The sequence below is a fragment of the Phenylobacterium terrae genome (genome assembly GCF_042681205.1).
GTDB classification, from domain to species: domain Bacteria; phylum Pseudomonadota; class Alphaproteobacteria; order Caulobacterales; family Caulobacteraceae; genus Phenylobacterium; species Phenylobacterium terrae.
The window spans coordinates 2,765,759-2,787,874 of the sequence record NZ_JBHUEY010000001.1; the positions used below are offsets into that span (position 1 = coordinate 2,765,759).

Sequence of the window (22,116 nt, forward strand, 5' to 3'; positions counted from 1 at the left end):
CGAAGCGGCGGGAGGGGGACCGCCCGCCGAGGCCGGCGAACGCCGGCTGAAGAGCGGGGGGTGGAGGGGGCGGGCCACCTGCACCGCCTCGCCACCGCGACCTGCCGGCAGTTCAAAACGCCGCGCCTGCGGCCCGCCCCCTCCACCAGTCGCTCTTCGGTTCGCTCGGCGACTGGTCCCCCTCCCGCCGCTTCGCGGGGGAGGTAGGAGGTCAAAGGCGGAAGGTTTCGGGCGGGGCGTCGGTGGGGGCGGAGCTGTCCAGCGCCACGGTGGCCGCGCCCCAGGTGCAGGCGGTGGCCAGCGCCTTTTCGATGGGCGCGCCGCCGGCGAGCGCCGCCAGCAGGCCGGCGGCGAAGACGTCGCCGGCGCCGGTGGAGTCTACGACCTCGGCGGCCGGGGCGCGGGCCCGCACGTGGCGCTGTCGGCCGAACGCGATCGCGCCGTCCCCGCCGCGGGTCACCACCATCCACTCGAGGCGCTCGCCGACCTGGGCCGCGGCCGCGCGCCAAGGGTCGGCGAGGACCTCGGGCGCAAGATCGTCGGCGGAGGCGACCACGACGTCGGCGGGGCCAGGGTAGGTGGGCGCCGGCCAGTGGACCACGACCGGGCCGCGGGCGGCGGCGGCCCAGGCCTCGGCGCCGGGGTAGGGGGAGCGGACGAGGACGCCGTCGAAGGCGGCGTCGGGCGGCGGCAGCGGCGGCAGGGCGGCGGGCCGGGCGCCGAGGCCGATGATGGTCCGCTCGCCGTCGGGATCGATGAGGATGAGCGTCGTTCGGCTCTCGCCCGGCCGACGGACGACGAGCCGCAGGTCCGCGCCGCTCCGGGCGACGAGCTCTAGGGCGTGATCGCCGTCGGCGTCTCCGGCGATGACCGAGACCAGCGCGACCTCGCATCCGGCGGCGCGCAGGGCGACCGCCGCGGCCGCGCCGCCGCCGCCGAGCCGGCCCTCCAGCGCATCGCCCAGCGAGGCGGCCGCCAGCCGCGCGCCGGGCTTCAGCGGCCCGGCCAGCCGCACCGGCCGGTCGAGGGCGACGGCGCCGATCACCAGAAGTCTCAAGGCCAGGCTCATCGATCCGTTTGCCCACGCGGCCATGACATCCGCACAGGCCGGGCCCGCACGGCCAAGCCGACAAATCGCGCGCCTGGCGCTTCCGCCGGCCCGCCCGGCGTCACGGGCCGGTCATGGCCCGCCGATAGGGTCCTGAAAACCCACCCGGAAGGGGACGCGCATGCTGGAACTGCAGGGGCTTCGGAAGCAATTCGGCGAGACGGCGGCGGTGGCCGGGGTCTCGCTGAGGATCGATCGGGGCGAGGTGGTCGGGATCATCGGCCGCTCCGGCGCCGGCAAGTCGACCCTGCTTAGGCTGATCAACCGGTTGACCGACCCCACCGAGGGCAGCGTTAAGTGGGACGGCCAGGACGTCACCCGCTTCAAGGGCCGCGAGCTGCGCCGCTGGCGCCGGCGCTGCGCGATGATCTTCCAGCAGTTCAACCTCTGTCCGCGGCTGGACGTGATCACCAACGTGCTGGTGGGCGTGGTCGCCGAGCGGCCGCTGGGCCCCAGCCTTCTGAAGATGTTCCCGGCCGCCGACCGCGCCCGGGCCATCCTCGAGCTCGACGCCCTCGACATGGCCCCCGCCGCCCTGCAGCGGGCCAGCACCCTCTCCGGGGGGCAGCAGCAGCGGGTGGCCATCGCCCGGGCGATGATGCAGGAGCCGGACATGCTGCTGGCCGACGAGCCGGTGGCCTCGCTCGACCCGGTCAACGCCGAGGTGGTGATGGAGGCCCTGCAGCGCGCCGCCCAGGAGCGGGGCATCCCGGTCATCGTCAACCTGCACAGCCTGGACATCGCCCGCCGCTACTGCACCCGCGTGGTCGCCATGGCGAAGGGCCAGGTGGTGTTCGACGGCGCGCCCGACCAGCTGACCGCCGAGGTGGTCGACCGGATCTACGGCGTGCGCGCGCCGCGCCCGCCCGCATCGGCCGAGCCGCTCAAGGTGGTGGCCGCCGCCTGATGGGACTGCAGCTCACCAGCCGGCCGCTGGCCGCCGGCGAGGTCTATTTCGACCGCTACCGCCCGATCCAGGACGACCTCGGCCAGGTCGACCCCTCGCATCCGGCCATCCATCCCGAGGCCCAGGTGCACGACTGCGTGCTGGGGCCCTGGACGCGCGTGGGCGCGCGGACCAGCCTGTCGGAAGTGGCGATGGGCGCGTTCAGCTACATCGTCAACGACGCCTCGGCGACCTACACCGAGATCGGCAAGTTCTGCTCGATCGCCCGCGACGCGCGGCTGAACCCGGGCAACCACCCGACCTGGAAGGCGGCCCAGCACCACTTCAGCTACCGGGCGCGCTCCTACCACATGGCCGAGGAGGACGACCTGGAGTTCTTCGACTGGCGCCGCTCGCACCGGGTGAGCCTCGGCCACGACGTCTGGATCGGCCACGGGGCGACCGTGCTGCCGGGCGTCTCGATCGGTACGGGAGCGGTTGTCGGGGCCGGCGCGGTGGTGTCCAAGGACGTGCCGCCCTTCACCATCGTGGGCGGCGTCCCGGCGCGGCCGATCCGGGAGCGGTTCCCGAAGGCCGTGCAGGACGGCATCTTGGCCATCGCCTGGTGGGACTGGGAGCATGATCGACTCAAGGGCGCCCTCGAAGACTTCCGCCGGCTCGACGCCGACGCCTTCGTCGAAAAGTACAGCTGAGCTCGGCCTGCTGGTTCTGGTGGTCGGCCCCTCTGGTGTCGGCAAGGACAGCCTGATCGACCGCGCCCGCGCGGCGCTGGCCGGCGACGACCGCGTGGTCTTCCCCAGGCGCGAGATCACCAGGCCCGAGGACGCCGGCGGCGAGGACCACCGGTTCGTCACGGTCGCCCAGTTCGAGGCCAGGGAGGCGGCCGGCGAGTACGCCCTCTCCTGGCGGGCCCACGGCCTCTGCTACGGCGTGCCCGCGGGCCTGCGGAACGATCTGGCCGCCGGCCGGCGCGTGGTGGTCAACGTCTCCAGAGCCGCCGTGCCGCTCGCCCAGCGCACCTTCTCGCGCGTGCGGGTGATCTCCATCGTCGCGGACCCCGAGGTCGTCCGCGCCCGCCTCGCCGCCCGCGGCCGCGAGAGCGCCGCGGAGATCGAGCTGCGCCTGGCCAGAGCCGAGGCCTTCCTGGTGGCCGGCGAGGACGTGGTCGAGGTGCGCAACGACGGCACGCTCGACGAGGCGGTCGCGTCGTTCGTGGCGGCGATCAGGCGCTGAGAAAGCCTCCTCTCCCCCGACACGAAGTGCGAGGGGAGAGGATTGAGGTGAGGGGCGAAGCGGCGCTTCGGCCCCACCAGATGGTCGCACAGGTCGCGCGGCATCGATGTCGGCTGGCCCTTGAGGCGTCGCCCACGATGCGGATAGGCCGCTCCACCCCTCTCCTTGATCCTCTCCCCTCGGGCTTCGCCTCGGGGGAGAGGAGACTAGGCGGCGACCTTCGCCTTGAAACCGAACCGCTCGAGGATGGTGAACGGGGCGTTGCGGTCGGGCTGCTTGAAGATCGCGATCCCGGCGAAGCGGTGGGGGCCGGTCTCTTCGGCGAAGTGGGCCTGGAGGGCGGCGAGCACGCGGGCGCGGACGGCCTCGTCGCGGATGGAGCCGGACAGGGTCATGTGGAAGCGGAAGTCGCCGAACACGTAGGGGTAGCCCCACTGGACGAGCTGGGCGTCCTGCTCAGGCGTGAGCGGGGCGCGCCGGCGGCGGGCGAGGTCGAACTCGGACAGCGGCGCGCGGAAGGGGTCGAAGGCGCGCACGCAATCGGCGGCGAGTTCGGAGAGGGCCAGGCTGGCGCCCATGGGGCGGAACGCCAGGAAGGCGCCGAGCGCGGCCGGGGCGATCTCGGCCTCGAAGGCGGGGCGGTCCGCGGCGAACCGGCCCGCGAAGGCGAGCAGTTCGTCCTCGGTCGCGTCCGCGGCGAGCTCGAAGGGCGCCTTCAGCGTCGCGTGGAAGCCGTACCCGCGCGGATCCTGGGTCAGGGCCTCGAGGTCGAGGCCGTCCAGGCCGGGGAGGGCGGGCCGTTCCAGCGCATCGCCGGTGTCGGCGTCGCGGCCCAGCCAGGCGGACGCCTTGCGCCAGAGGGCGCTCTCCGCCGGCGGAGCGTAGTAGACCGCGTACCTGGGGCTCATGCGACGCGCCGGCCTTCGCGCCAGACTTCCAGCGGGACGGGCCAGCCGTCGCCGCGGCGCGAGACGCGGACGAGGTCGGCGCGCTGGCCCGGCGCGATCTCGCCGCGGTCGGCAAGGCCGCAGGCGCGGGCGGGCCCGGAGGTCACCGTCGCGATCGCCTTCTCCGGCGCCCAGCCGAACAGGTCGATCAGCATGAAGGCGGAGCGGAGCATCGAAAGCGGCACGTAATCCGAGGCGAGGATGTCGAGGAGATCGGCCTCAGCCGCCTCCCGGGCCGACAGATTGCCCGAATGCGACGCGCCGCGCACGAAGTTCGGCCCGCCCATGCAGATGGCCATGCCGAAACTGCGGGCGCAGCGGGCGGCCTCCAGGGTCACCGGGAACTCGGCGATGGCGCAGCCGTCGTCGCGGGCCTCCTCCACATGCTCGACGCTGGCGTCGTCGTGGGCGGCCAGCGGCAGGCCGTACTCGCGGGCGAAGGCGACGACCTTGCGGCGGTTGTCCGGGGCGACGGAGGGATCGCGGCCGGCGTGGCGGCGTGCCAGCATCTCGCCGATCTCCTCTTCCGAACGGCCGGCGGCGACCATCCGCTGCTGCAGCCGCTCGGTGTTGGCGGTCTGCCGCTGGCCGGGCGTGTGGTCCATGACCGACAGCAGCTTCAGGCGCGGATGGTCCACGTGCGGCTCGAGCAGGGCGAGCAGCTCGGGGTTGGTCACCTCGCAGCGCAGGTGCAGCAGGTGGTCGGCCCGAAGCGCCCCGTCGGCGTAGGCGGCGTCCATGCCCGCGATCATCGGCGGCAGGGCGTCCTTGCGGTTCAGCCCGTCCTTGGAGCCGTGCAGGCTGAGGGAATCGAACACCGTGGTGATGCCCGCCGAGGCGCACTGGGCGTCGTGGGCCAGGGCCGCGCCGTAGGCGTCCCACAGGGCGCCTGGGCGCGGCTGGTAGTGCTTCTCGTAGTTGTCGGTGTGGATGTCGACGAGGCCCGGGATCAGGACCTCGCCGCTCCAGTCGAGGGCGCCGGACGAGGGGGCCTGCGCCGCCTCCACCGCCGCGATGACGCCGTCCTCCACGACGACCTCGGCCGCGTGCTGGCCTTCCGGCGTCACCACGGCCTGCGAGAAGATGCGCACCATGGTCAGGCCGCCGCCTTGAACTGCGAGACCGGGAAGAGGCGGGTGGCGACGGCGTCGCGCACGTCCTCGTCGTGGAAGATGCCGATCATCGCCGCGCCCTCGGCGAGCGCCGCCTTGATCAGGCCCACCACGATGGCCCGGTTCTCGGCGTCCAGCGAGGCGGTGGGCTCGTCGAGCAGCAGCACCGGGTACTTGCGGATGAAGCTGCGGGCGATGTTCACCCGCTGCTGCTCGCCGCCGGAGAAGGTCGCCGGCGGCAGCTCCCAGTGGGCTTCCGGCAGGCGCAGGGCCTTGAGCAGCTCGACGGCGCGCGCGCGGGCGTCCTCCTCCTCGACCCCGTTCTCCAGCAGCGGCTCCATGACCAGCTGGAGGGTGGGGATGCGGGGGATCACCCGCAGGAACTGGCTGACGTAGCCGAGGGTGCGGCGGCGCACCTCAAGCACCTCGTGCGGGGCGGCCGAGGTGATGTCGACGTAGGCGCCGTCGTGCATCACCTTCACCCCGCCGCCGGTCGGCAGGTAGTTGCCGTAGATCGAGCGCATCAGGGTGGACTTGCCGACGCCGGACTCGCCGGCCAGCACGACGCACTCGCCGGGGCGGACCTCCAGGCGCAGGTTCTCGAACACGGGAATGGTCGCGCTGTCGGCGTTGTGCAGCACGAAGGTCTTGGCCAGGTCCTCGACGACGATCGAGGGCGGCGGAAGGGCGGACATGACTGGCCTCAGATCTGCAGGACGGAGGAGACGAGGAGCTGGGAGTAGGGGTGCTGGGGATCGTCCAGCACCTGGTCGGTGAGGCCGGTCTCGACAACGTGGCCGCCCTTCATGACCATCAACCGGTCGGCCATCAGGCGGGCGACGGCCATGTCGTGCGTGACGATGATCACCGCCAGGTTCAGGTCGCGGACCAGCTCGCGCAGCAGGTCGAGCAGGCGGGCCTGCACCGAGACGTCGAGGCCGCCGGTGGGCTCGTCCATGAACACCAGCCGTGGTCCGTGGATCAGGTTGCGGGCCACCTGGATGCGCTGCTGCATGCCGCCGGAGAAGTTGCGCGGCTTATCGTCGATGCGCCGGGTGTCGAGCTCGACCCGGTCGAGCCAGTCGATGGTCGCCTGGCGCATCTTCCCGTAGTGACGCTGGCCCAGGTACATCAGCGGCTCGGCGACGTTGGCGCCGCCGGAGACGCGCATGCGCAGGCCGTCGCGCGGGTTCTGGTGCACGAAGCCCCATTCCTCGCGCTGCATCCGCCGCCGGTCCGGCTCGGACAGCGAGTAGATGTCCTTCAGGCCGAAGCGGTAGGTGTCGAACTCCACCGCGCCCGAGCTGGGCTCCAGCTTGCCGGAGATGCAGTTGAGCAGGGTGGTCTTGCCCGAGCCGCTCTCGCCGACCACGCCCAGCACTTCGCCGGGACGCAGTTCAAAGGAGACGTCGCGGCAGCCGAGCACGTGGCCGTACCACTTGGTGAGGTCGCTGACGCGGAGCAGGGGCTCGACGTCGAATTTCCCGGCGGGGGCGTTCACTGGGCCGGCTCCTTGGACTGGTCGAGGGCGTGGCCGGCCATGGGGCCGGCGTGGCCCGCCTCGCGCCGCTCGGCGCAGTGGTGGCTGTCGGAACAGACGAACATCTTCTGGCCGGCGTCATCGAGGATGACTTCGTCCAGGTAGCTGTCCTCGGACCCGCAGAGGGCGCAGCTCTGCTCCCAGGTCTGGACCTCGAAGGGGTAGTCCTCGAAGTCGAGGCTGCGGACGGTCGTGTGCGGCGGGAGCGCGTAGATGCGCTTCTCCCGGCCCGCCCCGAACAGCATGATCGCGTCGCTGTCGTTGAGCTTGGGGTTGTCGAACTTGGGGATCGGCGAGGGGCTCATCAGGTAGCGCTCCTCCACCATCACCGGATAGCTGGCGGTGTTGGCGATCCGGCCGTAGCGCGAGACGCTCTCGTAGAGCGAGACGTACTGCAGGCCGTACTCCGCATAGGCGTGCATGGCCCGGGTCTCGGTCTCGCGCGGCTCCAGGCCCCGCAGCGGCTCGGGCTGCGGCACCTGGTAGATCAGCACCTGGTTGGACGTCAGCGGCTTTTCCGGGACCCGGTGGCGGGTCTGGATGATGGTCGCCTCGCCGGTGTCCTCGGTGGTCTTGACGTCGGCCACCTTGGCGAAGAAGCGGCGGATCGAGACCGCATTGGTGGTGTCGTCGGCGCCCTGATCGATGCACTTGTAGACATCGTCCGGGCCGACGATCGCCGCCGTCAGCTGGATGCCGCCGGTGCCCCAGCCGTAGGGCACGGGCATCTCCCGCGAGCCGAACGGCACCTGGTAGCCGGGGATCGCCAGCGCCTTGAGGATCGAGCGGCGGATCATCCGCTTGGTCTGCTCGTCGAGGTAGGCGTAATTGTAGTAGCGCTCGGGCGCGTTGGAGGCGGTCATTCGGCGGCTTCCTTCAGGGCGGCCTGCCGGTCGAAGAACTCCTGGCGCAGGCGGCGGATGAGCTGCAGGTCGGCCTGGAAGTCGACGTAGTGCGGCAGCTTCAGGTGCTGGACGAAGCCCGAGGCCTCGACGTTGTCGGAGTGGTAGAGGACGAACTCCTCGTCCTGCACCGGGGCGTCGGCCTGCTCGCCCACCTCGCGGTGGCGCAGGGCGCGGTCGACGATGGCCACGCTCATCGCCTTGCGCTCGCAGTGGCCGAAGGTCAGGCCGTAGCCGCGGGTGTACTGCGGGGCGCGGCTGGCCGAGCCGGAGAAGCCCGACAGCATGGTGCACTCGGTGACGGTGATCTCGCCGATCTCGATCGGAAAGCCGAGCTCCTCGGGCACGAACTCGACGGCCACCTCGCCCAGGCGGATCTCGCCGCACAGCGGGTGGGTGGAGCCCCAGCCGCGCTGGGAGGAGTAGGCGAGGCTCAGCAGGAAGCCCTCGTCGCCGCGGGCCAGGGCCTGCAGCCGCTGGTCGCGGCCGGCAGGGAAGCTCATCGGCTCGCGGGTCAGGTCGAAGGGCTCCTCGGCGCCTTCGGTCGGCTCCTCGTGCTCGAGCAGGTCCTCGTGCCGGAACACCGAGGCGATGGTCGGCATCGGGTATTCCTGCGGCTGCTCGGCCTCGGGGGCCGGCGCGATCGGGGTCTCGCCGTTCGCCGCCAGGGTGAAGTCCAGCAGGCGGTGGGTGTAGTCGAACGTCGGGCCCAGCACCTGGCCGCCCGGGATGTCCTTGAACGCGGCCGAGACGCGGCGGCGGACCGCCATGTCCTCGGTCTCGATCGGCAGCGAGGCGCCGAAGCGGGGCAGGGTGGTGCGGTAGGCGCGCAGCAGGAAGACCGCTTCCGGCAGGTCGCCCCGCGCCTGCTTGATCGCCAGGCCCGCGAGGTCGCGGTCGTAGCAGGAGCCCTCGGCCATCACCCGGTCGACGGCGAGCGACATCTGCTCGCGGACCTGGTCGACGGTGAGCTCGGGGATGGTGCGATCGCCGCGGCGATCCTCTTCCAGCCAGCGATGGGCGTTGGTGATCGCCTTCTCGCCGCCTTTCACGGAGACGTAGGCCATGGGGTTCAGCCTTTCCTGATCTGGGCGCGCGTGCTGCGCGGCAGGGCCAAAAGCTTGGGGCCGGCGACGAGCAGGACGTCGACGCCGAACTGGAACTGGGCGTGGTTGGTCTGGATCTGCTCCCAGAAGCCGTCGGGCAGGCCGCGGGGCGCGATCGTGGTCTCGGTCTTGATCCCCGGTCCGGTGAGGGCCACCGGCTCGCCGCCGTCCAGGGCCGCGACCTGGATGATCACCGTCGTGGAGCGGTCCGGGTATTTCGCATCGCCCTGGTTGAAGGCCGCGAGCGGCGGGCAGGCCTCGGCGCGCGTGACGAGGGCGAAGTCGGCCTCGGCCGTCTCAGCGGTCAGCGGGCAGCCGGCGTGGAAGCGGATCCAGGACTCGGCCTCGCTGGAGGCCAGCGCCGGGTCGAGCCAGACCGGGGTCTCGAAGTCGAACAGGGTCAGGGCCACGGCGGCGGCGGCGCAGTCCAGGCCGGGCGGGCCGTCGACGGCGAAGGCCAGGTCCGCGACGCTGCCCGGGCGGGCGACGGCGTCCATCACCTTGCGGAACACCGCCTGGGACTCCCGCACCGGGTCCAGGAACCCCGGGTGGATCTTGGCGAGGTCGAGGGTCACGGACATCAGTCGGGGCTCCGCATGCGGACCATGGTGAAGAAGTCGACGCGGGTGGCGGCGGCCTTGCGGGCGGCGGTCTCGCGGCGCGCCTGCTGCTGGGCGGCGAGCCGCTCGACGATGGCCTGGGCGCGCTCGCGCAGGGTGGGGGACTGCATCATCGCGTCCACCGCCGCGGCCAGCTCGGCGTGGCGCTTGTCGCGGCCGCCGACGTAGCCGACGCCGGTCTCGCCGCCCGGCAGGCGCACGGCCGCCCGGGTCACCGTCATCTCGCCCACGTTGAATGGATTGCCTGTGCCGCCCATGCGGCCGCGGACCAGAACCAGACCCGTCTCGGCCTTGCGCAGGGCGGTGAAGGCGGGGCGGTCCTTCAGCTCTTCCCAGGCCTCGACCAGCTCGCGCGGCAGCGCCTTGGCGAGCACTGAAAGCCAGCGGCGCCGCTCCGGAGGCGCCTCGCCGACAACCGTTCCCAGGCTCATTCGATTACCTCCGACAAACAAGCAGACTGTTGTATTCGTCTGAGGCGATTGGTAGTGTAAGCCACATTGGGCGGCAAGAACACAAGAATGAAACTTCAGTGACAGTAGTAAAACTTGTCTAGACAGCGTTGCGATAACTGAAGAGGCTCTGCAATGGCCGTTGGCGTGCCCCTGTGGCGGGAGATTTCCCAATCCCTGGAGAAGCGTATCCGGGCCCGTGAATTGTCTCCGGGCGACAAGCTGCCGACGGAGCACGAGCTCTCGCGGCAGTTCATGGTCAACCGCCACACGGTCCGCCGGGCGCTGCTGGACCTGCAGGACAAGGGGATGGTGGAGTCCACCCAGGGGCGGGGCAGCTACGTGCGCCGCGCGACCACGCCGGTGCGGCTCAACAAGCGGCCAAGGTTCACCGAGAACGTCCGCAAGCGCGGCGCCCAGCCGCGCACCCAGACCCTGAAGCTGGAGGTCCGCCCCGCCGACGCGCGGATGGCCCAGGCCCTGGAGATCAAGGTCGGCGAGCCGGTGATCTTCTTGGAGCGGATGCGGTTCGTGAACGACGAGCCCACCGGAATCGGCCAGCACGTCTTCAGCTTCCAGCGCTTCCCGACCTTCATCGAGATGTACAAGAAGCGCGGCACGATCACCCAGACGCTGATCGATTCCGGCATCCCCGACTACACCCGCCGTCGCACCGCCATCTCGGCGCGGCTGCCCACCACCCGCGAGTGCGAGCTGCTGCACGTGCCCAAGCACGTGCCGCTGCTGGTCCACCGCTACCTGAACGTCGACGGCCTCGGCCGGCCGCTGGAGTACGGCGAGAGCCGCTCCATGGCCGAGGTCGAGATCGACTTCTACGAACCGAAATTCGACTGACCCCAAGGAGGGATCTCGTGGAGCTAGCGTTTCGGAACGCGCGCATCGTTGCGGGCGAGGAGGAGTTCATCGGCTCGCTGCTGGTGCGCGACGGCGAGATCGCCGAGGTGGCGTCCGGCGCCTCCACGGTCGGCGAGGATCTCGAGGGCGACGTGCTGATGCCCGGCGTCGTCGACCTGCACACCGACAACCTCGAGAAGCACTACTTCCCGCGGCCGAACATCGACTGGAACCCGGTCTCAGCGGCGGTGACCCACGACGGCTGCGGCCTGTCGGTGGGGGTGACCACCACCTACGACTCGCTGAGCGTCGGGACCTACAACGCCAGTCCCGCCCGGGCCGAGGAAAGCCTGCGCCGGCTGGTGGACGGGCTGCTGACGGCGTGGCGCGCCGGCATGCTGAAGGGCGACCACCGCATCCACTGGCGCTGCGAGACCACTTCGGACCACCTGCGCGAGCGGCTCGATCACTTGGCCGACCATCCGATGACGGCGATGATCTCGCTGATGGACCACACGCCCGGCCAGCGGCAGTACCGCAATGTCGAGAAGCACACCGCCAACTGGCGCGCCAACGGCATGACCGACCTGGCCGTCGAGCAGCGGCTCGCCGAGGCGCGCGCGCGCCAGTCCCGCAACGCCGCGCCCAACCGGGTCTACGTCGCCGCGCTGGCCAAGGAGCGCGGCCTCCCCCTGGTCAGCCACGACGACGAGGACGAGGCGCACGTCGAGGAGGCCGCCGACCTCGGCGCCACCGTCTCGGAATTCCCGGTCACGATCGAGGCGGCCAGGAAGGCGCGCGAGCGCGGCATGGTCATCGTGATGGGCGGACCGAACCTGATCCGCGGCGGCTCCTACTCCGGCAACGTCCGCGCCGCCGAGCTGGCGGAGCTTGGGCTGCTCGACGCCTTCGCCTCCGACTACGTGCCGCGCAGCCTGATCGAGTGCGCCTTCCGCATCACCGCCGAGCCCTTCGGCTGGAGCCTTCCGCGGGCCGTCGCCCTGGTGACCGAGGCGCCGGCGCGGGCCGCCGGCCTCACCGACCGCGGCCGCATCGCGCCCGGCCGGCGCGCCGACCTCGTGCGGGTGCGGCCGGTGGACGGGATGCCGGTGGTGCGGGGCGTCTGGGTCAAGGGGCGCCGCGTCGCCTGACGGCGATGCGCGGCCGCACGCCCGCCGAAAGGAAGCCCGCGCGGAGGGCGGGCTTCCCGGCCGCGGTCAGCGGGAGGCGGCGCTGCGCCAGTGGCGGTAAAGGGCCTCGACGTCCCCGCTGGTGATCAGCGGAACCGCCGCGCGAAGATCCGGGTCAGGCCAGTCCCACCAGGCCATCTCGAGGAGCATGGCGATCTCGTCAGCCGCGAACCGCTTGCGTATCCCTCGCGCGGGATTGCCGCCGACGATCTCGTACGGCTCGACGTTCCGGGTCACCAGCGCTCTCGTCCCGATCACCGCCCCGTGGCCCACCTGGACGCCCGGCATGATGATGGCTTCGGACCCGATCCAGACGTCGTTCCCGATGACCGTGTCCCCGGCCGCCAGGTAGCCGTCGGCCGCATTCTCGAAACGCGGCTCGTAGGGATAGTGGAAGAACGGGAAGGTGCTGATCCACTCGTTCCGGTGGCCCTGGTTGCCCGCCATGATGAAGGCGGCGCCGGATCCGATCGAGCAGAAGCTCCCCACGATCAGCCTGTCCGCGTCCTCGTGAGGCAGCAGGAACCGGGCGCAATCGTCGAAGCTGTGGCCGTGGTAGTAGCCGGAATAATAGCTGTATCGCCCGACCACGATGTTCGGATGCCGGACCTGCTGGTCCAGGGGAATGCCCCTGAAGGGGCTCTCAAAATAGTTCGTCACAATCGTCACCGCATCGGGGCCGACGCCTGTAAAGCGTCGCCCTAGTAGATTGAGGATCGAGGCGCGCGGCGTCGGCCGGCGTGCGCCCGGCAGGATGTCCCTGGCGTCAGAAGCGCGGGGACCCGATGCAGGTGGTACAGTGGCTCTCAGCCATGGGCCGAACCTATAGCGCAGCTGGCCGGCGCTCAACCGGGCTCGCCGTGCACGTCCCGGAAAAGGAAACGGCGCCCCTGCCGCAGGGCAGGGGCGCCGGGGAGAGCCGGCCCGGAGAGGGGGCCCGGGCCGGTGGGGATCAGAAGGTGAAGCGCAGGCCGGCCAGGTATTTGCGGCCGAAGCCTTCCACCTCGTAGGGCCGGTCTTCGCGTCCCTGGTATCGGACGCCGCGTTCGTCGGTGAGGTTGTTGGCGTCCAGGAACAGCGAGACCGCGTCGGTCACCTGATAGCGGACGGAGAGGTCCACGCGCGTGGTCTCGTCCCAATACAGGTTCGAATTGGCCGAACTTCCGCTCGGGAAGACCTCGTCGAGCCAGTCCGTCCGGTACTGGTAGCTCAGCCGCGCGGAAAGGCCGTACTTCTCGTAGAAGAGGGTGGCTCCGAGGATGCGGTCGGAAGTGCCGGGGAACTCGACCGTCTCCCCGGTCGGCGTTTCGAACTCGCCCTTGGTGAAGGCGACGCTGCCCTGGAAACCGAAACCGGAGAGCCAGCCCGGCAGGAAGGTCCAGGGCTGGGTGTAGACGAACTCGACGCCGGAGATGTGGCCGTCGCCGCCGTTGAAGGTGGAGGACAGGGTGTAGTGGCTCCGGTCCACGCCGTCGAAGTCGTAGCTGTCGTCGCCCACGATGCTGGAGGCGCTGAACAGCACGTCCTTGACCTCGCGGTGGTAGGCGCTCACCGCGAGGATCGACGCCGGCGCGAAGTACCATTCGGCCGACAGATCCAGGCCGTAGGCCGTCTCCGGGGTCAGGAAGGGGTTGCCGCCGGAGATGGTTTCGGAGGTCTCGTTGATCGAGACCGTGGCGCGCATGTCCTCAAGGCTGGGCCGGGCGGCGCCGGAGATCAGCGCGGCCCTGAACTTCAGATCGTCCGAGTAATCGAAGTTGTAGTGCAGGCTCGGGAAGACGTGGGTCTCCTCGCTGGAGAAGGTCAGCGGGACGAGGGCGCCTCCCACGGCCGCCAGGCCCTTGGTCTCGATCTCCGTGCGCTCGACCCGAACGCCGGCGACGAGGGTGTGGCGGTCCCACTTCCAGCGGTTCATCACGTAGGCGGCGGCGACCTTCTCATCCACCGTGTTGGTGGACCGGGGATCGACGTCGTAGACCGCGAAGTTGCCCGTCCCAGCCGCATTTGCGGCGCGCGCGGCGTCCATCAATACAAGCAGTTGATGGGACATCGCCGGGTTGTGGATGTAGTTCGCCGTGAAGCCGCGATTGACGTTCTGATCGAAGGGAACGCTGGTCACGTAGCTGTTGGCGTTCCAGGGCAGGTTGAGCTGCGCGGCGACGTTGCGCAGGTTGAACCCGCTCCGGTTGGCGGTGACGACCGTACCGTCCGGACGGACGAGGGCGGTGAGATCGTTCTCCTGGGCGCGGTCGTCGATCTGGAACCCGGCGCTGAACCGCGCGTCGGCCCCGAAGCTGAACCAGTCGCGGTCCACGTCGAAGGTGGCCGTGACGGCTTCGGTCTCGAGCCGAGCGGTGGATTCGCTGGCGAATTCCTCCGTGAAGCTCAGCTGGTTGAGGGAGGTGCGCGGAGCGCCTCGGGTCAGGACGCCGCCGACGTTGACGGTGTCGTAGAGGGTGTGCACCGGAACCCCGCCGCTGATCGCGTTGACCCGGATCTGCATCGACGGCAGGAGCAGCGCATTCTCCGCTGTCGGGCGGCCGAGGGCCGTCGACGTCTGCTGAGTTACTGAGGGGTAGAAGTTGTTGAACTCAGTGGTGGTGTAGGCGAGGTTCCAGTCGACCTCCCAGTCGGAGATCTCATGCTCCCCGTGGAGCACGGTGAAGCTCACGCCGTTCGAGTAGATCCCGTTGGCGAAAGAGGCGTCGGTCGGCACGCCGATCAGGTCGGCCGTCTCGAAGTTTCTCGTGCCCGAGAACGCCTGGTTGTACTGAAACCGGTACCAGTTTCTCTCCTCGAAGTCGGTGAAGTCGGCGTGCAGGTGGCTCAGGGAGAGGTAATGCTGGTCGGAAGGCGAGTATTCCACCTTGGCCGAATATGACTCGGTCTCGCGGACGATGACGTACTTGGTGAAGCGGATCGAAGCCAGGCCGACGTCGTCGAACCTCGGCTCGTCGTTGTCCGTGTGCTGCTCGAACTCGTAGTGCGAGCCGATCAGGCTGACGCCCCAGGTCCCGTTCGACCAGGAGACGCGCCCGGCGTAGGACTTCACCGGCCCCTCGCCCATGTCGACGAACCCGCCGCCGAGCTCGCCGAAGACGTGGAAGCCCGGGTTGTCGAGCGGCGAATAGGTCTGGATGTTGACGCGACCGGCCAGGGCCTCGGCGGGCATGTCGGGCAGCAGCGTCTTGTTCAGGATCAGCTCGCTGATCTGGGCGGCCGGCACGGAGTCGAAGCGGAAGATCCGGTCCTCGGCGCCGAGCACGTTGATCCCGTCCAGCGCCACCGTCGTCCAGCGGGTGGGCGCGCCGCGGATCTGGATGTAGCGCTCCTGGCCCTGGTCGCGCTGGACGCCGACGCCCGGCAGGCGGGCCAGCGCCCCGGCGGCGGTGGCGTCCGGGAAGCGGCCGATGGTGTCGGCGGCGATGACGTTCACGACGTTGTCGGACTGCTGCTGGATCTCCAGCGACTTCTCGATGCTGTCCCGGATCGGCGTGGCGGTGACCACCAGCTCGGCGACCGTGGAGGCGTCGTCGTCGTCTGCGTGCGCGGCTCCGGCGCCAAGCAGCAGCGGACCGGCCGCGGCGCAGGCGAGCAGCCCCAGTCTCATGCGCGTGCGGCGCGTCGCACGGCTAACCATCGTCTTGGACATTCGCCCGTCCCCCTTGGCAGTGGCGTTCAGCAGACGGGCGGAGGCGATAGGGCGCGGACGTGTCACCCGCGCGCCGTTTTAATGAAAGGTTGATGCCGCGGCCGCGACTTGTCGGGCACAGGCCGCCGCGCCGAGCTTGGCGGTCGGACCCGGTTGGATTACAAAGGCCCGGTCAGCCCCTCAGGGACGTTCGTCGAATGCGCCGCCTGCGCGACACCGCTGCGATGATGATGATTACCACCGGCCATACCGGACGGGGGCGATCGCGCGCGGGCTGACAACCCGAAGGATCTAAAGGACTTCAACCCCGCTCCAGCCAGGAGACGGGGTTTTTTGATGTCGTCTCCGGCCGGGGCCCGAACCCAACGGAGAAGATCGATGTCTCAATCCCCGCCCCTGAAGGAGATCGCCGCGGCGACGCAGCGGTTCGTCCGAAGCCTGTCGCCGCACCGGCCGCAGCGCGTCGAGGCCTCGGTGGCCAGCACCGCCGGGATGCCGCTGCTCTGCGCGGTCGAAGCGGCCCTGACCGAGGCGCTGCCGTCGCGGGCCGCCCAGGAGCTGGTCTGGCTGACCGCCGGGGCGGAGCAGGGCGTCCACAAGCTGCGCCTGCTGGCCTACGGGCCGGGCGACCAGCTGCTGGCCGAGGCGGCGCACGAGTTCACGTGAGGCTTGCTGAACAGCGTTCGAAGCGGGCCAGATCCCTGGGACAGCGCGCGGAGGCGTCGGAACATGGCTGATCGTGGTCTGGTGGTCTGGTCCCTGGAGCGGGTCGGAGAGCTGCACGGCGATCCGACGCCGCAGGTCTACGCGCGGCTGTTCGCGGCCAGTCCGGAGCTGGAGGGGATGTTCCTGCTGGACCGCCAGGGCGCCGCGCGGGGCGCGATGCTGGGCCACGTGATCGACACCCTGATCGACCTGGCCGGGCCGAAAGCCTACGGCGCCAACATGATCTATGCCGAGATGACCAACCACCAGGGCCTCGGCGTGCCGCCGGCCCAGTTCGTCACCTTCTTCGACGTGGTGCGGTCCGTGTTCCGCGAGCTGCTCGGCGCGGAATGGACCGCCGAGGTGGACGAGGCGTGGGACGACACCTTGCGGGACGTCAAATCCATCGTCGCCAAGGTCGAGGCCGCGCAGGCCGCCGCATAGCGGCCCGCGCAGCGCACGGCCCGGCTAGTTCCGCGCCGGAATGACGACCGGCAGGCTCTCGAAGCCATGGACGAAGGCCGAGAAGGTCCGCGTCGGCTGGCCCACCACCTCGATGCGCGGGAAGCGCTTCAGGATCTCTTCCCAGATGATGGTCAGCTGCATTTCGGCCACCCGGTTCCCGACGCAGCGGTGGACGCCGAAGCCGAACGACAGGTGCTCACGCGGGCGGGCGCGGTCGATGATGTAGTCGTTCGGCCGCTCGATGCGGGTCTCGTCGCGATTGCCCGAGATGTACCACATGGCCACCCGGTCGCCCGCCGAGATGGTCTTTCCGCCCACCTCGACGTCGCGCTTGGCGACGCGCGCCATGTGCGCCAGCGGCGTCTGGTAGCGGATGGTCTCGGAGACCATCGAGGGGATCAGGTCCGGGTTGGCCCGCAGCTTGTCGTACTCGGCGGGGTTCCGGTTCAGCTCGAAGACGCTGCCGGAGATGGTGTTCCGGGTGGTGTCGTTGCCGCCGACGATCAGCAGGATGACGTTGCCCTGGAACTCCTCCAGCGGCATGTCGCGGGTGGAGGGGTTGTGCGCCAGCATCGAGATCAGGTCGATGCCCGGCTCGGCGTCCAGCCGCTCGTTCCACAGCTGCTGGAAGGTGCCGAAGCACTCGTACATGTCCTTGAACTTCTGTTCCCAGCTGGTCACCGGCCCGTGGCCCGGCTGATTGGTGACCACGTCGGACCAGTAGGTCAGCTTGCGCCGGTCCTCGAACGGGAAATCGAAGAGGGTGGCCAGCGTCATCGCCGTCAGCTCTTTCGAGACCTTGTCGACCCAGTCGAACGGCTCGCCGATCGGCAGGGAATCGAGGATCTGCCCCGCACGCTCGCGCACGATCGGCGCCATCTTGGCGATGTTGGCGGGGGCCATCGTCGGGCTGACGGCCTTGCGCTGCGGCCCGTGCTCGGGCTCGTCCATGGTAATGAAGCCGGCGCCGCGGCGCTGCGGCCGATCGCCCAGCGCCTTCCGCTGCTCTTCGAGCGCTTCCTGGTTGATGAGGGTGATCCCCTCGGCCGACGAGAAGTCCTCGTGGTTGGTGTCCACCGCCAGGATGTCCTCCCACCTGGTGATGGACCAGTAGCGGCCGAACTCGCTCTCCTCGGTCAGGTGGACCGGATCCTCGCGGCGCAGGCGCTCGAAGACCGGCCAGATGGTGTCGTCCTGGAAGCGTTTGGCGCGGCCCGGATTGAGTTCGGCGAGAGGAACGGCGGAGACGTCCTCGACGGCGGCCTGCGGCTTCACTGCGATGTTCATCATCCCTCCCGTGTCGCCTGGGGCGACGTGTTTCCCCCCACTTGGCAGGATTTGAACGCCGTTCGACAATAGCCTTCCGCCGTGTTGGGCGCGATGCTCGGCCGATGAGCAGGCTCGGGCACATCGGCCAGGCGGCCTGGGAGCGGCTGCCCGGCTCGCCGCTGGGCGGCGGCAAGGTCGACTATCGGGCGCCCAAGGGGGACCCGGGGTTCTTCGGCCCGCAGTCGATGGCCTGGCGGGTGCACGCCAACCCCGTCGCCCTGGCGGTGGGCGGGGTGGCCGCGGTGATCCTGGAGTTGGCCGAGCCGCGCGTGCGCACCGGCGTGTGGGAGCACTCGACCTTCCGGACGGACCCGTTGGCGCGGATGCAGCGGACCGGCGAGGCGACGCTGATCACCACCTACGGCCCCACCCGGGCCGCCGAGGCGCGGATCGCCATGGTCACCCGGATGCACGAGCGGGTCCGAGGCGTCACGCCCGAGGGCCAGGCGTTCGCCGCCCTGGAGCCGGAGCTGATGACCTGGGTGCACCTGACCGCCGGCTGGGGCTTCCTGAACGCCTACGACCGCCACGTGGCGCGGCTGACGATCGAAGAGAAGGACCGCTATTTCGCCGAGGGCGCGCGGCTCGGCCGGGCGTTCGGCGCGCCCGACCCGCCGGGCTCGGCGGCGCAGGTCGAGGCCTGGCTCGAGCGCATGCGCCCGCTCCTGAGGCCGCACCCGATCATCGGCGAGTTCCTGGACATCGTGGCCAGGACCTCGCCGCTCGGCGTCGCCGGCCGCGCGCTCCAGCCCCTGGTCGTCGCGGCGGCGATCGATCTCGTTCCCGAGGATATCCGCCGGACCCTGGGGCTGTCGGCCAGACCGCTCCGGCGCGCCGCCGCCGAACTGATGCTGGGCGGCCTCGGGCGCGCCGCGCGGCGGGCGCCGCCGCCGGCGGTCCGCGACGCCCACGCCAGGATGGCCGGGGCCTAGAACCAGGAGCTAGCTCTCTCACCTGCGAAAGGTCGGCCATCCTCTGTCCTCGGATGGGGGGTCGCCAGGTGAACAGCGGGGCGGGAGGCCTTCCGCGCCGAGGCCCCGGCCGGATATCGGCTCCGTCGGCGAACCGGGGCGCCGCCTCACGGGTTCACCAGACGAGCGGCCCTGGTCAGCGGGACGGCCTGCCGCGCCGTCCAGGCGCTCTCCTGGGCCGCGATGCGCCGCTGCGGCCTGCAGGCCGGGCGCGCGCCGAGGCGCCGGGGGCGGAGACGACTGGAGGCCCGCCATGGCCGCGTCCGCCTACAGAGGACAGGAAGAGATCGCCATCCAGAGGGTCGGCCTGCCGCCGCTCGCCGCCTTCCTCGGGGTGCCGGAAGGCGCGAAAGGCGTGGTCGTCTTCGCCCATGGCAGCGGCAGCGGCCGCAACAGTCCCCGCAACAACCATGTCGCCGAGAAGCTGCGCGAAGCCGGCTTTGCGACCCTGCTGCTCGACCTGCTGACGCCCGAGGAGGAGCGCGACCGGGGCAATGTGTTCGACATCCGGCTGCTGGCCTCGCGGCTGGAGGCGGCGACCGACTGGATGATGGACAACCCGGCGACGGCCGGGCTGGCCGTCGGCTACTTCGGCGCCAGCACCGGCGCGGGGGCGGCGCTGGTCGCCGCCGCCGAGCGGCCGCGCGAGGTCGCCGCGGTGGTCTCGCGCGGCGGCCGCCCGGACCTGGCGCAGGACGCTCTGCCCAGGGTCGCGGCGCCGACGCTGCTGATCGTCGGCGGCTGGGACGAGCCGGTGATCGACCTCAACCGGGCCGCCCGGGCGCGGATGACCGCCGAGGTCGAGCTGGTCATCGTGCCGGAGGCCACGCACCTCTTCGAGGAGCCGGGCGCCCTCGATCAGGTGATCGGCCACGCCAAGGCCTGGTTCCTCCGGCATCTCAAGGACATTGCGCCCAAGGAGAGGCGTCATGATCAACCGCGACCCGATCTTCGCTGACCGGCGGGACGCCGGGCGCAAGCTCGCCCAGGCCCTGCGCGACGAGGTGTTCGACGACCCCATCGTGCTCGCCCTGCCGCGCGGCGGCGTGCCGGTGGCCTTCGAGGTCGCCGAGGAGTTCGCCGCCCCGCTCGACCTGCTGTTCGTCCGCAAGATCGGCGCGCCGCACCATCCGGAACTCGGCCTGGGCGCGCTGGTCGACGGCGCCGATCCGCAGGTCGTGCTGACCCAGTCGGTGATGCAGATGGTCTCGCCGCCGCCCGGCTACGTGGACCAGGAGGTCCGCAGGCAGCTGCAGGAGATCGACCGGCGCCGGCAGGCCTATCTCGGCGGGCGCCAGGCCCTGCCGGTGCGCGGGCGCACGGTGCTGCTGATCGACGACGGCGTGGCCACCGGGGGGACGGTCCGCGCCGCCCTCCGCGGGCTCGAGAGCGCCGGCGTCGGCCGGCTCGTGCTCGGCGTGCCGGTGGGGCCGGCGGACGTGGTCGCCAGCCTGAAGAGCGAGGCCGACCAGGTGGTCTGCCTGGCCACCCCCGAACCGTTCTACGCCGTCGGCCTCTGGTACCGGGACTTCGACCAGACCAGCGACGAGGAGGTCGTCGACCTGCTCGCCCAGGCCGCGGGCCGGCGGGAGCCGCGGGGCCTCGGGCAACGCCCGGCCGAGCATCGCCCCTGACGCGCCGGGGCCGCATCTAGGCCGCGATCCCGGCGACCGCCTTGAGCGCGGCGTCCACCTCGGCCGGCGTGTTGCGGATGCTGGGCGTCAGGCGCACGTGCCGGGTGGCGTAGGGCGCGACCGAGGCGACCACGCCGCGTTCGCGCAGCGCCCGCACCGCCGCCTGCGGATCCATCCCTTCGACGTCGAAGGAGACGATGCCCGCCGACAGGTCGGGCGTCCTGGGCGTCACCAGCGTCACGCCGCGCATGCGGGCCAGGCCCTCCTTCAGCTGGCCGGCCAGCGCCCAGGTCCGTTCGGCCACCCGCCGCCGGCCGATCGCCTGGTGGAGCTCGAACGCCTGGGCGAGCGCCCAGCGGTGCTCGAAGTCCTTGAAGCCGCCGGGGGTCAGGGTGCGCCCGTCGACCCGCTCCGGCGCCTCGTTCTCGCCGAGCCAGGCGGCCCACACGCCTTCGTCCAGGAAGCTGGGGATGCCGGGGATCAACGCCTCGTAGCCACGCCGCGAGCCCGCGACGATCCCGGTGCCGCGCGGCCCGAACAGCCACTTGTGGCACCCCGCGGCCAGGAAGTCGCAGCCGAGGTCCGGGAGGCCGGCGTCCTCGATCCCGAACCCGTGCACCCCGTCGACGACGATCAGGATCTGGTCCTCGGGATCGCGCCGCGCGTTCAGCGGCTCGATGGCCTCGGCGATCCCCTTCAGGGGCAGCTTCAGGCCGGTGCTGGAGTGCACCCAGGTCAGGCCGATGACCCGCGTCGCGGGCGTCACCGCTCCGACCAGGCGGCCGGCGATCTCTCCCGCGGCGGCCTGGCGGACATCCTCGAAAAGGGGGATTCGCCGCTGGGTCGCGCCGGTGCGCAGGCAGGCCAGGCGGACCGACTCGTGGGTGACGAAGTAGTCGTGCTCGGTGGTCAGGATCTCCTGTCCCGCCCGCAGCGCCAGGCTGGCGTACACCAGGCCCACGCCCATGGTGGTGGAGTCGGTCAGCGCCACCTGCTCCGGGGCCACGTCCATGTAGCGGCCGGCGGCCGACAGCGTCTGACGGGTCAGCCGGGTGTTGTTGGACTCCAGGTAGACGGCCGGGTCGGCGTCCAGGGCGCGGCGGTGCCGCTCGATCGCCTCGCGCACCGGCGCCGGGTGCGAGGCGATCAGCATCGCGCTCATGTGGATCCGGTCGCGGCTGAGGGCGAATTGCCGGCGGACCTGGCCCCAGACGCCGGATCCCGCCCTGAACTCGGGGATCGCCGGGCTCGGCGGATCTCGCTGATCGCACCCGGCCGCTGCGGCGGCGGCGGACAGCGCCAGCGCGCCGGCGGCGAGCTCCCGGCGGCTCGGCCCCTTGCGTCCCTGCGGCGGCACCGCGACCTCCTCGATGCATGGCGGCTCGGCCGGG

General features: G+C 71.0%; 23 protein-coding genes. 10 read left to right on the plus strand and 13 right to left on the minus strand.

Annotated elements, in window-relative coordinates; genetic code table 11:
- Nucleotides 1–211 precede the first annotated feature (211 nt).
- Nucleotides 212–1,069, minus strand: coding sequence for a PfkB family carbohydrate kinase (locus tag ACFSC0_RS13830; protein WP_377355167.1), 858 nt, complete (start codon nucleotides 1,067–1,069; stop codon nucleotides 212–214).
- Between the two features lie 160 nt (nucleotides 1,070–1,229).
- Here ACFSC0_RS13830 and phnC point away from each other — a divergent pair, with 160 nt between their 5' ends.
- The 3 genes from phnC to phnN are packed head-to-tail and all read left to right on the plus strand — an operon-like array spanning nucleotide 1,230 to nucleotide 3,248.
- Nucleotides 1,230–2,015, plus strand: a complete 786-nt coding sequence (gene phnC, locus ACFSC0_RS13835) for a phosphonate ABC transporter ATP-binding protein (protein ID WP_377283572.1) — start codon at nucleotides 1,230–1,232, stop codon at nucleotides 2,013–2,015.
- Nucleotides 2,015–2,707 carry a DapH/DapD/GlmU-related protein gene (locus tag ACFSC0_RS13840; RefSeq protein WP_377283571.1) on the plus strand — a complete coding sequence of 231 codons (693 nt, stop codon included), beginning with the start codon at nucleotides 2,015–2,017 and terminating at the stop codon, nucleotides 2,705–2,707. The genes phnC and ACFSC0_RS13840 overlap by 1 nt, the downstream gene beginning before the upstream one ends.
- Entirely contained in the window at nucleotides 2,634–3,248 is a 615-nt protein-coding gene (phnN, locus tag ACFSC0_RS13845) for a phosphonate metabolism protein/1,5-bisphosphokinase (PRPP-forming) PhnN (RefSeq protein WP_377283570.1), read from the plus strand. The genes ACFSC0_RS13840 and phnN overlap by 74 nt, the downstream gene beginning before the upstream one ends.
- 206 nt (nucleotides 3,249–3,454) lie before the next feature.
- Here the strand turns inward: phnN and ACFSC0_RS13850 are convergent, their stop codons facing one another.
- The 8 genes from ACFSC0_RS13850 to phnG are packed head-to-tail and all read right to left on the minus strand — an operon-like array spanning nucleotide 3,455 to nucleotide 9,906.
- The gene (locus ACFSC0_RS13850; protein WP_377283569.1) at nucleotides 3,455–4,156 is read right to left on the minus strand and encodes a DUF1045 domain-containing protein; all 702 of its coding nucleotides are present in this window, start codon (nucleotides 4,154–4,156) and stop codon (nucleotides 3,455–3,457) included.
- Nucleotides 4,153–5,289 (minus strand): alpha-D-ribose 1-methylphosphonate 5-triphosphate diphosphatase, encoded by a 1,137-nt coding sequence (locus ACFSC0_RS13855; RefSeq protein ID WP_377283568.1) that lies wholly within the window; start codon nucleotides 5,287–5,289, stop codon nucleotides 4,153–4,155. The genes ACFSC0_RS13850 and ACFSC0_RS13855 overlap by 4 nt, the downstream gene beginning before the upstream one ends.
- A gap of 2 nt (nucleotides 5,290–5,291) precedes the next feature.
- Nucleotides 5,292–6,002: a phosphonate C-P lyase system protein PhnL gene (phnL, locus tag ACFSC0_RS13860; protein WP_377283567.1), complete on the minus strand. Its 711-nt coding sequence runs from the start codon at nucleotides 6,000–6,002 to the stop codon at nucleotides 5,292–5,294.
- Nucleotides 6,003–6,010: 8 nt separating this feature from the next.
- Nucleotides 6,011–6,808 (minus strand): phosphonate C-P lyase system protein PhnK, encoded by a 798-nt coding sequence (phnK, locus tag ACFSC0_RS13865; RefSeq protein WP_377283566.1) that lies wholly within the window; start codon nucleotides 6,806–6,808, stop codon nucleotides 6,011–6,013.
- Nucleotides 6,805–7,710, minus strand: coding sequence for an alpha-D-ribose 1-methylphosphonate 5-phosphate C-P-lyase PhnJ (locus ACFSC0_RS13870; protein WP_377283565.1), 906 nt, complete (start codon nucleotides 7,708–7,710; stop codon nucleotides 6,805–6,807). The genes phnK and ACFSC0_RS13870 overlap by 4 nt, the downstream gene beginning before the upstream one ends.
- Nucleotides 7,707–8,816, minus strand: coding sequence for a carbon-phosphorus lyase complex subunit (locus ACFSC0_RS13875; RefSeq protein ID WP_377283564.1), 1,110 nt, complete (start codon nucleotides 8,814–8,816; stop codon nucleotides 7,707–7,709). Before ACFSC0_RS13875 ends, ACFSC0_RS13870 begins: the two co-directional genes overlap by 4 nt.
- Before the next feature lie 5 nt (nucleotides 8,817–8,821).
- Nucleotides 8,822–9,436 (minus strand): phosphonate C-P lyase system protein PhnH, encoded by a 615-nt coding sequence (gene phnH, locus ACFSC0_RS13880; protein WP_377283563.1) that lies wholly within the window; start codon nucleotides 9,434–9,436, stop codon nucleotides 8,822–8,824.
- A complete protein-coding gene (phnG, locus tag ACFSC0_RS13885; RefSeq protein ID WP_377283562.1) occupies nucleotides 9,436–9,906 on the minus strand; it encodes a phosphonate C-P lyase system protein PhnG in 471 nt (156 codons plus the stop codon). Before phnG ends, phnH begins: the two co-directional genes overlap by 1 nt.
- Nucleotides 9,907–10,059: 153 nt before the next feature.
- On the opposite strand from phnG, the gene phnF reads away from it, so the two are divergent.
- Nucleotides 10,060–10,779, plus strand: a complete 720-nt coding sequence (gene phnF / locus ACFSC0_RS13890; protein ID WP_377283561.1) for a phosphonate metabolism transcriptional regulator PhnF — start codon at nucleotides 10,060–10,062, stop codon at nucleotides 10,777–10,779.
- Nucleotides 10,780–10,796: 17 nt separating this feature from the next.
- Nucleotides 10,797–11,930, plus strand: coding sequence for an alpha-D-ribose 1-methylphosphonate 5-triphosphate diphosphatase (locus ACFSC0_RS13895; RefSeq protein ID WP_377283560.1), 1,134 nt, complete (start codon nucleotides 10,797–10,799; stop codon nucleotides 11,928–11,930).
- A gap of 66 nt (nucleotides 11,931–11,996) precedes the next feature.
- On the opposite strand, the gene catB is transcribed toward ACFSC0_RS13895, so the two are convergent.
- Together catB and ACFSC0_RS13905 are read right to left on the minus strand one after the other, a co-directional pair.
- The gene (gene catB / locus ACFSC0_RS13900; RefSeq protein ID WP_377283559.1) at nucleotides 11,997–12,629 is read right to left on the minus strand and encodes a type B chloramphenicol O-acetyltransferase; all 633 of its coding nucleotides are present in this window, start codon (nucleotides 12,627–12,629) and stop codon (nucleotides 11,997–11,999) included.
- A 292-nt stretch (nucleotides 12,630–12,921) separates the two neighbouring features.
- A complete protein-coding gene (locus ACFSC0_RS13905; RefSeq protein WP_377283558.1) occupies nucleotides 12,922–15,579 on the minus strand; it encodes a TonB-dependent receptor in 2,658 nt (885 codons plus the stop codon).
- Nucleotides 15,580–15,999: 420 nt separating this feature from the next.
- Between ACFSC0_RS13905 and ACFSC0_RS13910 the strand changes: the two genes are divergently transcribed.
- Both ACFSC0_RS13910 and ACFSC0_RS13915 read left to right on the plus strand, forming a co-directional pair.
- The gene (locus ACFSC0_RS13910; protein ID WP_377283557.1) at nucleotides 16,000–16,287 is read left to right on the plus strand and encodes a hypothetical protein; all 288 of its coding nucleotides are present in this window, start codon (nucleotides 16,000–16,002) and stop codon (nucleotides 16,285–16,287) included.
- A gap of 63 nt (nucleotides 16,288–16,350) precedes the next feature.
- Nucleotides 16,351–16,770 (plus strand): globin domain-containing protein, encoded by a 420-nt coding sequence (locus ACFSC0_RS13915; RefSeq protein ID WP_377283556.1) that lies wholly within the window; start codon nucleotides 16,351–16,353, stop codon nucleotides 16,768–16,770.
- Nucleotides 16,771–16,794: 24 nt separating this feature from the next.
- Here the strand turns inward: ACFSC0_RS13915 and ACFSC0_RS13920 are convergent, their stop codons facing one another.
- Nucleotides 16,795–18,081 (minus strand): cytochrome P450, encoded by a 1,287-nt coding sequence (locus ACFSC0_RS13920; protein ID WP_377355168.1) that lies wholly within the window; start codon nucleotides 18,079–18,081, stop codon nucleotides 16,795–16,797.
- A 101-nt stretch (nucleotides 18,082–18,182) separates the two neighbouring features.
- On the opposite strand from ACFSC0_RS13920, the gene ACFSC0_RS13925 reads away from it, so the two are divergent.
- From ACFSC0_RS13925 to ACFSC0_RS13935, 3 genes are all read left to right on the plus strand, one after another.
- Complete coding sequence (locus ACFSC0_RS13925; protein ID WP_377283554.1) at nucleotides 18,183–19,052, plus strand: oxygenase MpaB family protein; 870 nt, start codon at nucleotides 18,183–18,185, stop codon at nucleotides 19,050–19,052.
- A gap of 292 nt (nucleotides 19,053–19,344) precedes the next feature.
- Nucleotides 19,345–20,049 carry a dienelactone hydrolase family protein gene (locus ACFSC0_RS13930; protein ID WP_377283553.1) on the plus strand — a complete coding sequence of 235 codons (705 nt, stop codon included), beginning with the start codon at nucleotides 19,345–19,347 and terminating at the stop codon, nucleotides 20,047–20,049.
- A complete protein-coding gene (locus ACFSC0_RS13935) occupies nucleotides 20,021–20,725 on the plus strand; it encodes a phosphoribosyltransferase (protein WP_377283552.1) in 705 nt (234 codons plus the stop codon). The genes ACFSC0_RS13930 and ACFSC0_RS13935 overlap by 29 nt, the downstream gene beginning before the upstream one ends.
- A 16-nt stretch (nucleotides 20,726–20,741) precedes the next feature.
- On the opposite strand, the gene ACFSC0_RS13940 is transcribed toward ACFSC0_RS13935, so the two are convergent.
- The gene (locus tag ACFSC0_RS13940; protein ID WP_377283551.1) at nucleotides 20,742–22,082 is read right to left on the minus strand and encodes an aminotransferase class V-fold PLP-dependent enzyme; all 1,341 of its coding nucleotides are present in this window, start codon (nucleotides 22,080–22,082) and stop codon (nucleotides 20,742–20,744) included.
- Between the last annotated feature and the right edge of the window lie 34 nt (nucleotides 22,083–22,116).

Coding starts and splice junctions, on each gene's coding strand:
- ACFSC0_RS13830 (WP_377355167.1), bottom strand. CDS start 1,069: ATGAGCCTGGCCTTGAGACTTCTGGTGATCGGCGCCGTCGCCCTCGAC.
- phnC (WP_377283572.1), top strand. CDS start 1,230: ATGCTGGAACTGCAGGGGCTTCGGAAGCAATTCGGCGAGACGGCGGCG.
- ACFSC0_RS13840 (WP_377283571.1), top strand. CDS start 2,015: ATGGGACTGCAGCTCACCAGCCGGCCGCTGGCCGCCGGCGAGGTCTAT.
- phnN (WP_377283570.1), top strand. CDS start 2,634: ATGATCGACTCAAGGGCGCCCTCGAAGACTTCCGCCGGCTCGACGCCG.
- ACFSC0_RS13850 (WP_377283569.1), bottom strand. CDS start 4,156: ATGAGCCCCAGGTACGCGGTCTACTACGCTCCGCCGGCGGAGAGCGCC.
- ACFSC0_RS13855 (WP_377283568.1), bottom strand. CDS start 5,289: ATGGTGCGCATCTTCTCGCAGGCCGTGGTGACGCCGGAAGGCCAGCAC.
- phnL (WP_377283567.1), bottom strand. CDS start 6,002: ATGTCCGCCCTTCCGCCGCCCTCGATCGTCGTCGAGGACCTGGCCAAG.
- ACFSC0_RS13870 (WP_377283565.1), bottom strand. CDS start 7,710: ATGACCGCCTCCAACGCGCCCGAGCGCTACTACAATTACGCCTACCTC.
- ACFSC0_RS13875 (WP_377283564.1), bottom strand. CDS start 8,816: ATGGCCTACGTCTCCGTGAAAGGCGGCGAGAAGGCGATCACCAACGCC.
- phnH (WP_377283563.1), bottom strand. CDS start 9,436: ATGTCCGTGACCCTCGACCTCGCCAAGATCCACCCGGGGTTCCTGGAC.
- phnG (WP_377283562.1), bottom strand. CDS start 9,906: ATGAGCCTGGGAACGGTTGTCGGCGAGGCGCCTCCGGAGCGGCGCCGC.
- phnF (WP_377283561.1), top strand. CDS start 10,060: ATGGCCGTTGGCGTGCCCCTGTGGCGGGAGATTTCCCAATCCCTGGAG.
- ACFSC0_RS13905 (WP_377283558.1), bottom strand. CDS start 15,579: ATGAGACTGGGGCTGCTCGCCTGCGCCGCGGCCGGTCCGCTGCTGCTT.
- ACFSC0_RS13910 (WP_377283557.1), top strand. CDS start 16,000: ATGTCTCAATCCCCGCCCCTGAAGGAGATCGCCGCGGCGACGCAGCGG.
- ACFSC0_RS13915 (WP_377283556.1), top strand. CDS start 16,351: ATGGCTGATCGTGGTCTGGTGGTCTGGTCCCTGGAGCGGGTCGGAGAG.
- ACFSC0_RS13920 (WP_377355168.1), bottom strand. CDS start 18,081: ATGATGAACATCGCAGTGAAGCCGCAGGCCGCCGTCGAGGACGTCTCC.
- ACFSC0_RS13925 (WP_377283554.1), top strand. CDS start 18,183: ATGAGCAGGCTCGGGCACATCGGCCAGGCGGCCTGGGAGCGGCTGCCC.
- ACFSC0_RS13930 (WP_377283553.1), top strand. CDS start 19,345: ATGGCCGCGTCCGCCTACAGAGGACAGGAAGAGATCGCCATCCAGAGG.
- ACFSC0_RS13935 (WP_377283552.1), top strand. CDS start 20,021: ATGATCAACCGCGACCCGATCTTCGCTGACCGGCGGGACGCCGGGCGC.